At 54.3% G+C, this 13,901-nt stretch carries 12 protein-coding genes; all 12 read right to left on the bottom strand.

The window, feature by feature from the left end; genetic code table 11:
• Window positions 1-58 precede the first annotated feature (58 nt).
• Window positions 59-1,894: an NADH-quinone oxidoreductase subunit L gene (gene nuoL, locus HZZ01_RS01625; RefSeq protein WP_179895218.1), complete on the bottom strand. Its 1,836-nt coding sequence runs from the start codon at window positions 1,892-1,894 to the stop codon at window positions 59-61.
• Window positions 1,891-2,193: an NADH-quinone oxidoreductase subunit NuoK gene (gene nuoK / locus HZZ01_RS01620; protein WP_003854236.1), complete on the bottom strand. Its 303-nt coding sequence runs from the start codon at window positions 2,191-2,193 to the stop codon at window positions 1,891-1,893. Before nuoK ends, nuoL begins: the two co-directional genes overlap by 4 nt.
• Complete coding sequence (gene nuoJ, locus HZZ01_RS01615) at window positions 2,190-2,741, bottom strand: NADH-quinone oxidoreductase subunit J (protein WP_010258075.1); 552 nt, start codon at window positions 2,739-2,741, stop codon at window positions 2,190-2,192. The genes nuoK and nuoJ overlap by 4 nt, the downstream gene beginning before the upstream one ends.
• Window positions 2,742-2,751: 10 nt before the next feature.
• Entirely contained in the window at window positions 2,752-3,294 is a 543-nt protein-coding gene (gene nuoI, locus HZZ01_RS01610; RefSeq protein WP_003854239.1) for an NADH-quinone oxidoreductase subunit NuoI, read from the bottom strand.
• 11 nt (window positions 3,295-3,305) lie between these two features.
• Window positions 3,306-4,283 (bottom strand): NADH-quinone oxidoreductase subunit NuoH, encoded by a 978-nt coding sequence (gene nuoH / locus HZZ01_RS01605; protein WP_003854240.1) that lies wholly within the window; start codon window positions 4,281-4,283, stop codon window positions 3,306-3,308.
• On the bottom strand, window positions 4,280-7,003 hold the full coding sequence (nuoG, locus tag HZZ01_RS01600) for an NADH-quinone oxidoreductase subunit NuoG (protein ID WP_179895217.1): 2,724 nt from the start codon (window positions 7,001-7,003) through the stop codon (window positions 4,280-4,282). The genes nuoH and nuoG overlap by 4 nt, the downstream gene beginning before the upstream one ends.
• 112 nt (window positions 7,004-7,115) lie before the next feature.
• Window positions 7,116-8,456: an NADH-quinone oxidoreductase subunit NuoF gene (nuoF, locus tag HZZ01_RS01595; RefSeq protein ID WP_179897017.1), complete on the bottom strand. Its 1,341-nt coding sequence runs from the start codon at window positions 8,454-8,456 to the stop codon at window positions 7,116-7,118.
• 2 nt (window positions 8,457-8,458) lie between these two features.
• Entirely contained in the window at window positions 8,459-8,974 is a 516-nt protein-coding gene (gene nuoE / locus HZZ01_RS01590) for an NADH-quinone oxidoreductase subunit NuoE (RefSeq protein ID WP_033733367.1), read from the bottom strand.
• 2 nt (window positions 8,975-8,976) lie between these two features.
• Entirely contained in the window at window positions 8,977-10,776 is a 1,800-nt protein-coding gene (gene nuoC, locus HZZ01_RS01585) for an NADH-quinone oxidoreductase subunit C/D (RefSeq protein ID WP_179895216.1), read from the bottom strand.
• A gap of 113 nt (window positions 10,777-10,889) precedes the next feature.
• A complete protein-coding gene (locus tag HZZ01_RS01580; RefSeq protein ID WP_003854245.1) occupies window positions 10,890-11,567 on the bottom strand; it encodes an NADH-quinone oxidoreductase subunit B family protein in 678 nt (225 codons plus the stop codon).
• 15 nt (window positions 11,568-11,582) lie between these two features.
• Window positions 11,583-12,026: an NADH-quinone oxidoreductase subunit A gene (locus tag HZZ01_RS01575; RefSeq protein ID WP_010258058.1), complete on the bottom strand. Its 444-nt coding sequence runs from the start codon at window positions 12,024-12,026 to the stop codon at window positions 11,583-11,585.
• Window positions 12,027-12,664: 638 nt separating this feature from the next.
• On the bottom strand, window positions 12,665-13,588 hold the full coding sequence (lrhA, locus tag HZZ01_RS01570; RefSeq protein WP_150010546.1) for a transcriptional regulator LrhA: 924 nt from the start codon (window positions 13,586-13,588) through the stop codon (window positions 12,665-12,667).
• Between the last annotated feature and the right edge of the window lie 313 nt (window positions 13,589-13,901).

Raw genomic sequence — 13,901 nt, 5'->3', positions numbered from 1 at the left:
GGACAATTTTTGACATTCTCAATGGGCAGATTAACTAACCTGCCCCGCTCATCAATCTTTAAATCACCAGCAGCAGAGCCAGCACCAGTACGGCACCCAGGCTCATTGACGCAACATACCAGCGCAGGTAGCCATTCTCACTGACCACCAGGCCTTTGTTGGCAATGCGTGACAGCAGCGCAGGCAGGTTCATCAGACCATTCAGTGGGTCGCGCTTCAGCAGCCACGCAATACCCAGGTAAGGTTTGACGAACACTTTATCGTAGAGCCAGTCGAAGCCCCAGGCCGCAAACCACCAGGTGCCGAAGAAGCGGCCTGGCGCACTGTTTGCGATATGGGTAACCAGTTCACGTTTGCCCAGCCACAGCGCAGCAGCGATCAGAATGCCGACAATCGCTACAACGCCTGAGGTGATTTCCAGTCCCACTTTGCCCGCTTCGCCAAACTCGTTGGCTGGCAATACACCCGCCAGCGGTGGCGTAATCAGCGCACCAATGAAGGTGGAGAGCAGTAGCAGCACAATCAGCGGCAGATGATGGGTAATGCCTTTACCGGCGTGCGCATGAATTTTCTCTTCGCCATGGAACACGATGAAGATCATGCGGAAGGTGTAGATAGAGGTCAGGAACGCCCCCACCAGACCCGCAACCATCAGATTGATGTGACCGTTAGCCAGTGCGCCAAACAGAATCTCATCTTTACTGTAGAAGCCCGCCGTAATCAGCGGCAGTGCCGCCAGCGCCGCGCCGCCGACCAGGAAGCAGGTGTAGACCAGCGGAATGCTCTTACGCAGGCCACCCATTTTGAAGATGTTCTGCTCGTGATGGCAGGCCAGAATCACGGAACCTGAGGAGAGGAACAGTAACGCTTTGAAGAAGGCGTGCGTCATCAGATGGAAAATCGCCGCATCCCAGGCCTGAACACCCAGCGCCAGGAACATGTAGCCAATCTGACTCATGGTGGAGTAAGCGAGAACACGTTTGATGTCGGTCTGCACCAGTGCAGCAAAGCCTGCCAGCACCAGGGTAATTGCCCCGATGATTCCCACCAGATGCAGTACTTCGGGCGTCAGCAGGAAGAGACCGTGACTGCGGGCAATCAGATAAACACCTGCCGTCACCATGGTCGCGGCGTGGATCAGTGCCGAAACCGGGGTCGGACCTGCCATCGCATCCGCCAGCCAGGTCTGTAACGGCAGCTGTGCCGACTTACCGACCGCGCCGCCCAGCAGCATCAGCGTTGCCCACTGCAGCATATGGTTGTCTGCGGCAAAGTGCGCCGGAGCCAGTTCCATCATCTCGCGGAAGTTGAGCGTGCCCAGCTCGTTGTAAAGAATGAACAGGCCAAATGCCAGGAAGACGTCGCCCACGCGGGTAATGATGAACGCTTTCATCGCCGCTTTGCCGTTTTCCGGATTGCTGTAGTAGAAACCGATCAGCAGATAAGAGCAGAGCCCTACCCCTTCCCAGCCCAGATACATCAGCATCAGGTTATCGGCCAGCACCAGAACAACCATGCTGGCGATAAACAGGTTGGTATAGGCGAAGAAACGGGAGTAGCCCTCTTCTCCGCGCATGTACCAGGAGGCGAACATGTGAATAAAGAAGCCGACTCCGGTCACCACCGACAGCATGGTCAGCGACAGGCCGTCCAGCGCCAAATTCACCTTCATGTCGAAATTGCCGACATGCATCCAGGTCCAGAGTGACTGGGTGTAGGCTTGCTGACCATTGGCGAAGAAGTCGAAACCGATCATTGCCGTGGTCAGTGCTGCCAGACCCACGGATCCCATACCCACCGTAGCCGACAGGTTTTCTGACCAGCGACCGCGGGAAAACGCTAACAGCAGAAAGCCGATCAGCGGAAACAAGACAGTTAAATAGAGAAGATTCATCCGCGCATCTCGCTCACAGTATCAATGTTCAGCGTCTGACGACGACGATAGAGCTGAAGCAGCAGTGCCAGGCCAATACTGGCTTCCGCTGCCGCCAGGCTGATTGCCAGGATATACATCACCTGTCCATCGGCCTGACCCCAATAGCTCCCGGCAACCACCAGGGCTAAGGCGGCGGCGTTGATCATGATTTCAAGGCCGATCAGCATAAACAGCAGATTGCGGCGTATCACCAGCGACGTCAGTCCAAGGACAAACAGCACGGCAGCAAGAATCAATCCATGTTGTAACGGGATCATGCGTTCTCCTTTTTCACCTGAGCGGCGTCAGCATTACGGTTACTCAGGACTTCGCCCTGACGCTCTTCACGACCGATATGGAACGCCACGACCAGACCTGCCAGCAGCAGCATAGAGGCCAGTTCAACCGCCAGTACATAAGGACCAAACAGGCTGATGCCGACCGCTTTGGCGTCGATGATGGTGCCATCAATGCCCTGGTCATTTGCCGTCAGGATGGCGTAGACCATCACGACCAGCAGCAACAATGAAACGATGCCCGGACCAATCCACAGTGACGGGCTGAGCCACTCCCGCTCCTGCTTCTCAGTCTGTTTGCCCAGGTTCAGCATCATGACTACGAAGACGAACAGCACCATGATGGCACCGGCGTAAACGATGATCTCCAGCGCACCGGCAAAATAGGCACCCATCGAGAAGAAGACGCCCGCGATCGATAACAGCGAAACGATCAGGTACAGCAACGCATGTACCGGATTAGTGTGGGTAATGACGCGCAACGTCGTCAGCACCGCCACCAGTCCGCAAAGATAAAACGCAAATTCCATGCCTTGCTCCTTAAGGTAATAAGCCTTTGACGTCGATAGGCTTAGCTTCGTTTTCCGCTTCGCCCTTATCTTTACCGTCAATCGCCATACCTGCCATACGGTAGAAGTTGTACTCCGGATATTTACCCGGCCCCGAAATCAGCAGATCGTCCTTTTCATACACCAGATCCTGACGCTTAAACTCACCCAGTTCGAAATCGGGTGTCAGCTGAATCGCCGTGGTTGGACAGGCTTCTTCACACATGCCGCAGAAGATGCAGCGTGAGAAGTTGATGCGGAAGAACTCCGGGTACCAGCGGCCATCTTTGGTTTCGGCTTTCTGCAGTGAAATACAGCCAACCGGACAGGCTACCGCACACAGGTTACAGGCGACGCAACGCTCCTGACCATCCGGATCGCGGGTTAACACGATACGACCACGATAGCGTGGTGGCAGATAAACCGGCTCTTCCGGGTACATCTGAGTTTCACGTTTGGCGAAAGCGTGTAGCCCTATCAGCCAGATACTGCGAACTGTCGTGCCAAAGCCTACGACAATATCTTTCAAAGTCATTTGTTAACCCCTTACGGCGCTGTGTAGAGAATCACTGCGGCAGTCGCCAGCAGGTTCAACAGCGTCAACGGCAGACACACTTTCCAGCCGAATGACAGCACCTGGTCGTAGCGTGGACGCGGAAGCGCAGCACGAATCAGGATGAACATCATCATAAAGAACGCCGTTTTCAGGGCGAACCAGATGAACGGCGGCAGGAAAGGTCCGTGCCAGCCACCAAAGAACAGCGTGACAATCAGCGCTGAAACAGTGGTAATCGCCACATATTCGCCGACAAAGAACAGGCCGAACTTCATACCGGCATATTCAATGTGATAACCGTCCGCCAGTTCCTGCTCCGCTTCTGGCTGGTCAAACGGATGACGGTGACACACCGCCACGCCAGCAATACAGAAGGTCACGAAACCGAAGAACTGCGGAATGATGTTCCACAGATGCGTCTGGCTGTTGACGATATCGTTCATGTTGAACGAGCCCGCCTGCGCCACCACACCCATCAGCGACAGGCCCAGGAAGACTTCGTAGCTCAGGGTCTGCGCCGAGGCGCGCATTGCGCCCAGCAGCGAGTATTTGTTATTACTCGACCAGCCGGCAAACAGCACTGCGTAGACCGCAAGGCCCGCCATCATCAGGAAGAACAGCAGACCGATATTCAGGTCTGTCACCATCCAGGTTGGCGAAACCGGCACGATAGCAAAGGCCAGCAACAGAGAAACGAAGGCGATAACCGGCGCAAGGGTAAAGATAAAGCGGTCGGTAAACGGCGGGACCCAGTCCTCTTTAAAGAACATTTTGATCATGTCCGCGACCAGCTGGAGCGAGCCGCCCCAGCCTACGCGGTTGGGTCCGTAACGGTTCTGGAACAAGCCGAGCAGACGGCGCTCGGCGAAGCTCATGAACGCGCCGCAGGCCACAACCACCAGCAGAATCACGATGGCTTTAACAATGGCCAGCAGAATGTCGATAACGTCCGGTGTTAACCAGCTCATTGCACCGCCTCCTGCAGAGTGTCGATTTTACCGTTCGCCAGGAATGGCGGAACGCCTGGCATGCCCAGCGGCAGACCAATCTGTCCCGCCTGCAGTGACGCCGAGAAACGGACCGGCAGACGGACTGTCTCACCGGCACAGCTAAACTCAACCGCCGCGCCATTGTTGACGCCCAGTTTCGCTGCATCCTCCGGGTTAATCACCAGAGCAGGCTCCGCCATACGCTGCTGGAAAACCGGTGAACGCTGTGACATCTCTTCGCTACCAAACAACCGATGGAGAGGCGCCACACGCCACTGTGCATCACTGACAAAGGCGTCAGGAACAGTGGTGAACCATGGCAACTCACTATTGGTGGCTTCAAACAGGCGCACGCCCGGATCGCCATGACGCAGTTTGCCGCCCACTTCAACCTGGAACTTGTTCCACGCCTGGGGTGAGTTCCAGCCTGGTGCCCAGGCAAATGGAATCTGCGAACGCGGAGCCGATGGCTGATTGTTCCCTTCCATAGAGAAGGCGAACATGGTGTCCTGATCCTGTGGCTGACGCGGTTCGTGAACGCTGATATTCGCGCGCATCGCAGTACGTCCACTGTTACGGTTCGGAGAACGCGCCAGTTTCTGACCACGAATGCGGAAGCTGGCATCAGGCGCCGCTTCTTTGATACCCGCCAGCTGTGGCAGGCGGGTAACCACGGCATCGATCACATGATCAAGCTGAGTCCAGTCCACATGACGGCTTTCCAGCGTGCTGTGCAGCGAATGCAGCCAGCGCCAGCTTTCCAGCATCACAATAGTGTTGTCGTAATAGGCAGGATCGTAAACCTGGAAGAAACGCTGTGCGCGGCCTTCATGGTTAATCGAAGTGCCATCGCTTTCTGCGAAGCTGGCGGTAGATAATACCAGACCCGCTTTCTCCAGCGTTGCGGTGCGCTGATGATCAACCACAATAACGTTGGTGGTCTGAGCCAGCGCCGCATCCACTACGGCTTTCGGTGCATGCCGATAGAGATCATTTTCCAGCACTACCAGCGCATCGGCTTCACCGTTACTCAGCTGCTCCAGCGCATGCTCCAGCGGATTACCACCGATCATGCCCAGACCGATGCTGTTAGCGTGCCCCGCCAGCAAAGTAATGCCGACATCTGCGCCGCGTGCTTTCAGGGCTTTCGCCACGTTAGCCGCTGCTTCAATGACTGCGCTGCTGCCTGAGTGAGTACCGGAGATGATTAATGGCTTTTTCGCGCCGGCCAGCGCCTGAACGACAACATCCATTTTTCCATTGAGCTTGCTGTCGAAATCGGTAACCGCTGGCGCAGATTCATCCAGCGCACTGGCGATAGCAAAGCCAAGGCGCGCCTGATCTTCAACCGGCGCACGATAGCTCCATGCCGCAATATCATCCAGACGGGTTTCATCAACGTGGGTAACAAACAGCGGATGTTTCGCATTCTGACCAATGTTCATGATGGCGGCGATCTGCCAGTCGGCGACTTTCTGCGCAGCGGCCATATCGCGCGCTTTGCCTTTCACCGCCTGACGGACAGAGAGTGCCACTCGTGCGCCAACCTGTGTCAGGTCTTCACCCAGCACAAGCACCGCGTCATAACTTTCAATTTCACGCAGTGATGGCGTATAGATACCGCCCTCACGCAGGACGTTGAGCATCAGTTCAAGGCGGGCCTGTTCGTCCGCTGGCATACCAGTTGAAAAGTTCTCTGCACCCACGAGTTCACGCAGGGCGAAGTTACTTTCAATGCTGGCGCGCGGCGAGCCGATACCGATCACTTTTTTTGCCTGACGCAGCAAATCTGCACCGGCGTTGACCGCCTGCTCTGCATTCAGCGTAACCCAGTCGTTGCCGCGCAGCAGCATTGGCTGACGTGGACGATCTTTGCGGTTCACGTAGCCATAGCCAAAGCGGCCACGGTCACACAGGAAGTAGTGGTTTACGGTGCCGTTATAACGGTTTTCGATACGGCGTAACTCACCATAACGCTCACCCGGGCTGGTGTTACAGCCGACACTGCACTGCTGGCAGATGCTCGGTGCAAACTGCATATCCCATTTTCGGTTATAGCGTTCAGAGTGGGTTTTGTCGGTGAAGACGCCGGTCGGGCAGATTTCAACCAGGTTGCCGGAGAATTCGCTTTCCAGCGTGCCATCTTCCGGGCGACCAAAGTAGACGTTGTCGTGCGCGCCGTAGACACCCAGATCTTTGCCATCGGCATAATCTTTGTAGTAACGCACACAGCGGTAACAGGCGATACAGCGGTTCATCTCGTGGGAGATGAATGGACCGAGATCCTGATTACGGTGGGTACGTTTAGTGAAGCGATAGCGGCGGAAGCTGTGGCCGGTCATCACTGTCATATCCTGCAGGTGACAGTTACCGCCCTCTTCGCACACCGGGCAGTCGTGCGGGTGGTTGGTCATCAGCCACTCCACCACGCTTTCGCGGAACTCTTTCGCTTCGCCATCATCGATGGAGATGAATGTACCGTCAGAGGCCGGTGTCATGCAGGACATGACAAGACGGCCGCGGGTATCTTCGGCATTCTGGAATTGCTTTACCGCACACTGGCGGCAGGCCCCAACGCTTCCCAGCGCCGGATGCCAGCAAAAGTAAGGAATATCAAGGCCCAGAGAGAGACATGCCTGCAGCAGGTTGTCCGCTCCGTTCACATCATACTCTTTACCGTCTACATGAATTGTAGCCATAGTGACATGCTTCCGTAAGGCTCGTCAGAGACGAGCGTTAATCATATTCTTGCCCCGACGCACGACATTGTCGGGGCGGCGGCACCAGGCCTGTTCCGTATTCTTTGGTGAATTACCAGCGTGCTTTCAGCAGGTTCGGCTGGATCCCGCCAATAGCGCGGGTATTGCCAAACACCTGCGGTGCCATGCCAGCTTCAAACTCTTCACGGAAATATTTAATCGCACTCTGCAGCGGCTCAACCGCACCTGGCGCATGCGCACAGAAGGTTTTCCCCGGGCCAAGCTGACGGCAGAGTTGCAGTAAGGTTTCGATATCCCCTGGCTGCCCCTGCTTCTGCTCCAGCGCACGCAGAATTTTTACGCTCCACGGCAGGCCGTCGCGACACGGTGTACACCAGCCGCACGACTCACGGGCAAAGAACTCTTCCAGGTTACGTACCAGCGAGACCATGTTGATCTCGTGATCGACGGCCATCGCCAGCGCAGTCCCCAGACGGCTGCCTGCTTTGCCGATGCTGGCAAATTCCATCGGCAGATCCAGGTGCTGATCGGTCAGGAAGTCGGTCCCTGCGCCGCCGGGCTGCCAGGCTTTGAACTTCAGTCCGTCACGCATGCCGCCCGCATAATCTTCCAGGATTTCACGTGCAGTGATACCGAATGGCAGCTCCCAGACGCCGGGATTTTTAACCCGTCCGGAGAAGCCCATCATTTTGGTTCCGGCATCTTCGCTTTTAGAGATGTTTTTGTACCACTCCACGCCGTTGGCCAGAATCGCCGGAACGTTGGAGAGGGTCTCCACGTTGTTCACGCAGGTCGGTTTGCCCCATGCGCCTGCACTCGCCGGGAATGGCGGCTTGGAACGTGGGTTAGCACGACGGCCTTCCAGTGAGTTAATCAGCGCTGTCTCTTCGCCGCAGATATAACGCCCTGCACCGGTGTGGACAATCAGCTCAAAGTCGAAGCCGGTGCCGAGAATGTTTTTACCGAGATAACCTGCTTCCGTCGCTTCAGCAATCGCACGACGCAGATGCACCGCGGCTTCAATGTATTCACCACGTAAGAAGATATAGCCACGGTAGGCCTTCAGCGCAAAGGCGCTGATCAGCATCCCTTCCACCAGCTGGTGAGGCATCTGCTCCATCAGCAGGCGGTCTTTATAGGTGCCCGGCTCCATCTCGTCGGCGTTACACAGCAGGTAACGGATGTTCATCGACTCATCTTTCGGCATCAGGCTCCACTTTAAACCCGTAGAGAAGCCTGCGCCGCCGCGCCCTTTCAGGCCGGAATCTTTCACTGCTGTGACGATTTCATCCTGTGACATGCTTTTCAGTGCTTTTTCCGCACCGGCATAACCGTTCTTGCTGCGATATTCCTCAAGCCAGACAGGTTGCTTGTCGTCACGCATCCGCCAGGTCAGCGGATGAGTTTCAGCAGTACGAATGATCTGTTTAATTGTCATTGATACTGCTCCAGTAATCCAGGGATGCCTTCCGGCGTCAGATGAACATGCGTGTCTTCATCCACCATCATCGTTGGGCCCTTGTCGCAGTTGCCCAGACAGCAGGTCGGCAGCAGCGTAAAGCGGCCATCGGCAGTGGTCTGGCCCGGCTTGATATTCAGCTGCTGCTCCAGTGCTGACTGGATGCCCTGATAACCGGTAATGTGGCAGACCACGCTGTCACAGTAACGGATCACATGACGGCCAACCGGCTGACGGAAGATCTGGCTGTAAAACGTCGCCACCCCCTCAACATCACTTGCCGGGATACCCAGCACGTCGGCAATCGCGTTAATCGCGCCATCGGGTACCCAGCCGCGCTGTTTCTGCACGATCTTCAGCGCTTCAATTGAGGCTGCACGCGCATCTTCATAGTGGTGTTTTTCGTGCTCAATAGCGTGATGCTCTTCCGCACTCAGCACGAAGACCTCGTTAGGGTCGATCGTTTTAATGGCAATGTGTTGATCGTGCATAATTAGCGGTCCACGTCTGACATAACAAAATCGATACTACCCAGATATACGATCAGGTCGGATACCAGGCTGCCACGGATTACTGAAGGAATCTGCTGCAGATGCGGGAAGCTCGGCGTACGCACGCGGGTGCGGTAGCTCATGGTGCTGCCATCGCTGGTCAGGTAATAGCTGTTGATCCCTTTCGTCGCTTCAATCATCTGGAACGATTCATTGGCTGGCATCACCGGTCCCCACGAAACCTGCAGGAAGTGGGTGATCAGCGTTTCGATGTGCTGCAGCGTACGCTCTTTCGGTGGTGGCGTGGTCAGCGGGTGATCCGCTTTAAACGGCCCCTCTGGCATATTGTTAAGACACTGCTCAAGAATACGCAGCGACTGCCACATCTCTTCCATCTTCAGCTGAACACGGCTGTACGCATCGCTGACGCCGTCGCCGACCGGGATTTCGAAATCGAAGTTTTCGTAGCCGGAGTAGGGGCGCCATTTGCGCACGTCAAAGTCGAGACCTGTCGCACGCAGACCAGCACCGGTAGTGCCCCACGCCAGTGCCTCTTCCATATTGTAAGCAGCAACGCCTTTAGAACGACCAATCAGCACGGTGTTACGCAGTGCCGCTTTGTCATATTCCTTCAGGCGCTTCGGCATCCAGTCCAGGAAGTCACGCAGCAGACGTTCCCAGCCTCGTGGCAGGTCATGTGCCACGCCACCGATGCGGAACCAGGCCGGATGCATACGGAAACCGGTAATGGCTTCAACCACATCATAGATTTTCTGACGATCGGTAAAGGCAAAGAACACCGGTGTCATTGCACCGACGTCCTGAATAAACGTAGAGATATAGAGCAGATGACTGTTGATGCGGAACAGCTCAGAGAGCATCACGCGGATCACGTTCACGCGATCGGGCACCACAATACCGGCCAGTTTTTCCACCGCCAGCACGTAAGGCATTTCATTTACGCAACCGCCGAGGTACTCGATACGGTCAGTGTAAGGAATGTAGCTGTGCCACGACTGACGCTCGCCCATCTTTTCGGCACCACGATGGTGATAACCGATGTCAGGCACGCAGTCGACGATCTCTTCACCATCCAGCTGCAGAATAATGCGGAACGCACCGTGCGCCGACGGGTGGTTAGGCCCGAGATTCAGGAACATGAAGTCTTCGTTGGTGGTACTGCGCTTCATGCCCCAGTCTTCAGGCTTAAAGGTCAGCGCCTCCATCTCTAAATCTTCTTTCTGCTTAGTCAGCGTGAAAGGATCGAATTCGGTGGCACGCGCCGGGTAATCTTTACGCAGCGGATGGCCTTCCCAGGTCGACGGCATCATGATGCGCGTCAGATGCGGGTGACCATCAAAAGTGATACCAAACATCTCCCACGTTTCACGCTCATACCAGTTGGCATTAGGGAAAAGACGGGTGATAGTCGGCAGATGCATATCGTTTTCAGAGAGTGCCACCTTGAGCATGATGTCGCGGTTGCGTTCAATCGACAGCAGGTGGTAGAAAACGGAAAAATCCGCTGCAGGCAGGCCTGCACGGTGGGTACGTAAACGCTCATCTACCCCATGCAGGTCATACAACATGACGTAAGGCTTGGGTAATTTACGCAGGAACTCGATAATTTCCAGTATCTGTTCACGCTTAACCCAGACCACCGGAATGCCGGTGCGGGTTGGCTGTACAGTGAAGGCATCCGGCCCAAAACGGTTACGCAACTCGCCGATCACCGGGTCATCAAGGTGATCACGGGTTTGCCATGAAGGCTGAGCGAGATCTTGCGTGGTCAAATCTGTCATACGTTACTCACCATTCCGGCCTGGTCTCAGGCACTCAAATGAAGGCGTCAGGATGGGGCCATGCATTAAATTGTGATGTTCTGCTGCAGGCGCTGTTTTCCATCCATACGGTTTTAAACTTCGTCCGGGCTTCGCAGGTTCGTTACTGCGATGCGCTCGCCGCGTTTTCTTTCACGCTCTGAAGGCATGTTGGCGCGGTAGACGCCCTGATCGCCAACAACCCACGAAAGTGGACGGCGCTCTTTGCCGATCGACTCTTGTAACAGCAGCAGTGCCTGCATGTAGGCTTCAGGGCGTGGCGGGCAGCCTGGAATATAGACATCTACCGGCAGGAATTTATCGACGCCCTGCACCACCGAATAGATGTCATACATGCCGCCCGAGTTGGCGCACGCACCCATGGAAATCACCCATTTTGGCTCCAGCATCTGGTCGTATAAACGCTGAATAACCGGGGCCATTTTGGTAAATGGCGTACCGGCAATAACCATGAAATCCGCCTGACGTGGCGAGGCGCGCATAACTTCAGCACCAAAACGAGCCACGTCATGGACTGCGGTAAACGATGTTGTCATCTCAACGTAACAACAGGACAGGCCAAAGTTATAAGGCCAGAGGGAGTTTTTACGTCCCCAGTTCACCATGTCATGCAGGGCATTCTCGAGTTTGCCCATGTAAACGCTGCGATGAACGTGCTGCTCCAGCGGATCGCTGACGATTTCCTGCTTTTGCAGAGGATAACGGTCGTTCTCACCACCGTTCGGGTCTATGCGGGTGAGCGTATAGTCCATCTTATTGCCTCTCTTTTACTGCTTATGAGGATTGGTGTGGCTGACCGTAGTAGTTTTCACTACCACGCGACGGCGAGCTGGAGCCCAGTCCAGTGCGCCAATGCGTACCAGATAGACCAGACCCGCCAGGAGCACCAAAATGAAAATTGCGGCTTCCACAAAGCCGATCCAACCACTTTCGCGGATTGAAGTCGCCCATGCGTATAAAAAGAGGGCTTCGACGTCGAAGATGACGAAAAACATCGCAACCAGATAAAATTTCGCCGACAGGCGGATATGGGTATCACCAACGGATTCAATGCCCGATTCGAATGGCGTGTCTTTGTAGCGGGCGCGCGCTCTGCCGCCAAGCAGCCATCCTCCGGTCAGCATGAAAGCACACAGGCCAAAGGCAATGACGATAAATACGATAAACGCCCAGTGCTGAGCGATGATTTCGGTGGTAGTTGACATACTCATTGCTTACTCATCAAAAGTGGCGCTGGCATCCTGCACGCGTTTCCCGCAGCAAACTGACCACATCGATTCAAGGGAAGGGGTAAAAACCTTTTAAACATCGCTGTTATTACGTAATAAACAGCTATTTAATGGGGTTTTTTACTCCTTTCTATAACCTTTTGTCAACTTTGACAAAAGTATCCAAACATTATTTCACACCTGCATCATATTATTAACAAATGATGCCCCGCTTTCCAGCTAAATCGCTTCAGTCTGTAGGGTTAATTTTAGTGTAGCGGGTATTCACATGCATGGATCGTGCATTTAACAAACATATTTTGACAGGTATGACTCTGTTTTCCTTCCCCTTACCAGGGGTATTTTCTTGATCCAGAACACACTTTTGCCCTTTTTGCGTTAAATTCCTCCACCTGAAGCAACATTCCGGAACAAATGGTTCATTCAGGTGGATGGCAGATTTCAATTTGTGAGGCAGTGAAATTCATTGAGGGGATTACATCAGGGCGGGGGCAGATGAAAGTGTCTGAAGGAAGTCAGAGATAAAAAAAGCCTCTCATTCTGTAAGGGAAATGAGAGGCCTATTTATAAGCGTTTGTTAAGACAACAACGCGGATGCTGAGTAGAACACGTTAGCGAAATTACTCTTCGTCATCCAGCAGCAATGTCCCTTCTGGATTATTGCTCAGGTTATACGGGTCATTGGTGGACTGCATGGCATTAAAGATAGCCAGCGCCAGCTCATTATCGCTGTCAGGATTACGGCACAGCAGATACTGAGTATCCGGCAGAACAGGCAGACCTTCAGCCGCACCCATAACACGCAGTTCCGGGCTCATCATCTCTACCGGACGTGCAGTTACGCCCAGACCCGCTTTCACTGCGGCCCGCACTGCAGCCAGTGTGGAAGCGACGTAAGAGATGCGCCACGGAATACCGGCTTCATTGAGATGATCAATGGCCATATCACGATAAGGACTTGGCTCATCCAGCAGCACCAGTGGAATGGCTTCACCGCGCTGGAAGATGTAGTCCGCTGCGCAGTACCACAACGTGGGTGAAGTACGCAGCACCTGATAGGTGAAATTGCCCGGGCTGGACGTTGTCACAACCAGGTCCACTTCACCCTGATTGAGCATTTCCATCATAAATGGATTACGTTTAACCCGCACATCGATTGCCAGTTTCGGATAAACCGAGGTCACCCGGTTTAACAGGAACGGCAAAATAGTATCAGAAGTGTCATCAGAGGCCCCAATGGTCAGGACGCCCTGTATGTTGCTGTACATCAGAGATGTGCAGGCTTCGTCGTTAAAACGAAGAATTTTTCTCGCATAGCCTAAAAGCTGGATGCCGTGCTCTGTTAACAGCTTATTACGTCCATGTCTGGCAAACAGCTCTTTACCTACCAATTGCTCCAGACGCTGCATCTGCTGACTGACTGCTGACTGGGTTCTGCAGACCGCTGCAGCGGCAGCTGCAAAGGTATTCAAATCCGCAACGGCAACGAAGGTTCTCAGCAGATCGAGGTCGAGATTCAGTATCGGACGATTTGCATTAGTCATGTTTTTTCTTCACTTATAAGATTTTTACGAACTACTACCCTGGTGTTATTACAAGCTTATCAAAGTGATAAGCAGTAATGGTGCTTAATGACAGTCCTGTGTGAAGACTGACACAAAAAAATTTTATGTGGAACCTGCGCAAATGACTCACCGGAAGGGGTCACCACGCTAGTCAAGACAGATACAACTTCTGAACCGATGGCGCTGGGTGCGCAAATGCAGGAAGCTGCGTAGTTGTCTTATTCCCGCCAGAAAGACTCGGGCGGGATAAAAATCGCACTTTGCGGGCTATCAAGACGAAGCGGCTTAGTGC

The sequence above is a fragment of the Pantoea sp. WMus005 genome (assembly GCF_013415305.1).
GTDB lineage: Bacteria > Pseudomonadota > Gammaproteobacteria > Enterobacterales > Enterobacteriaceae > Pantoea > Pantoea rara.
Note: the sequence above shows the minus strand (reverse complement) of the source record. Positions and strands in the feature narration are given on the sequence as shown.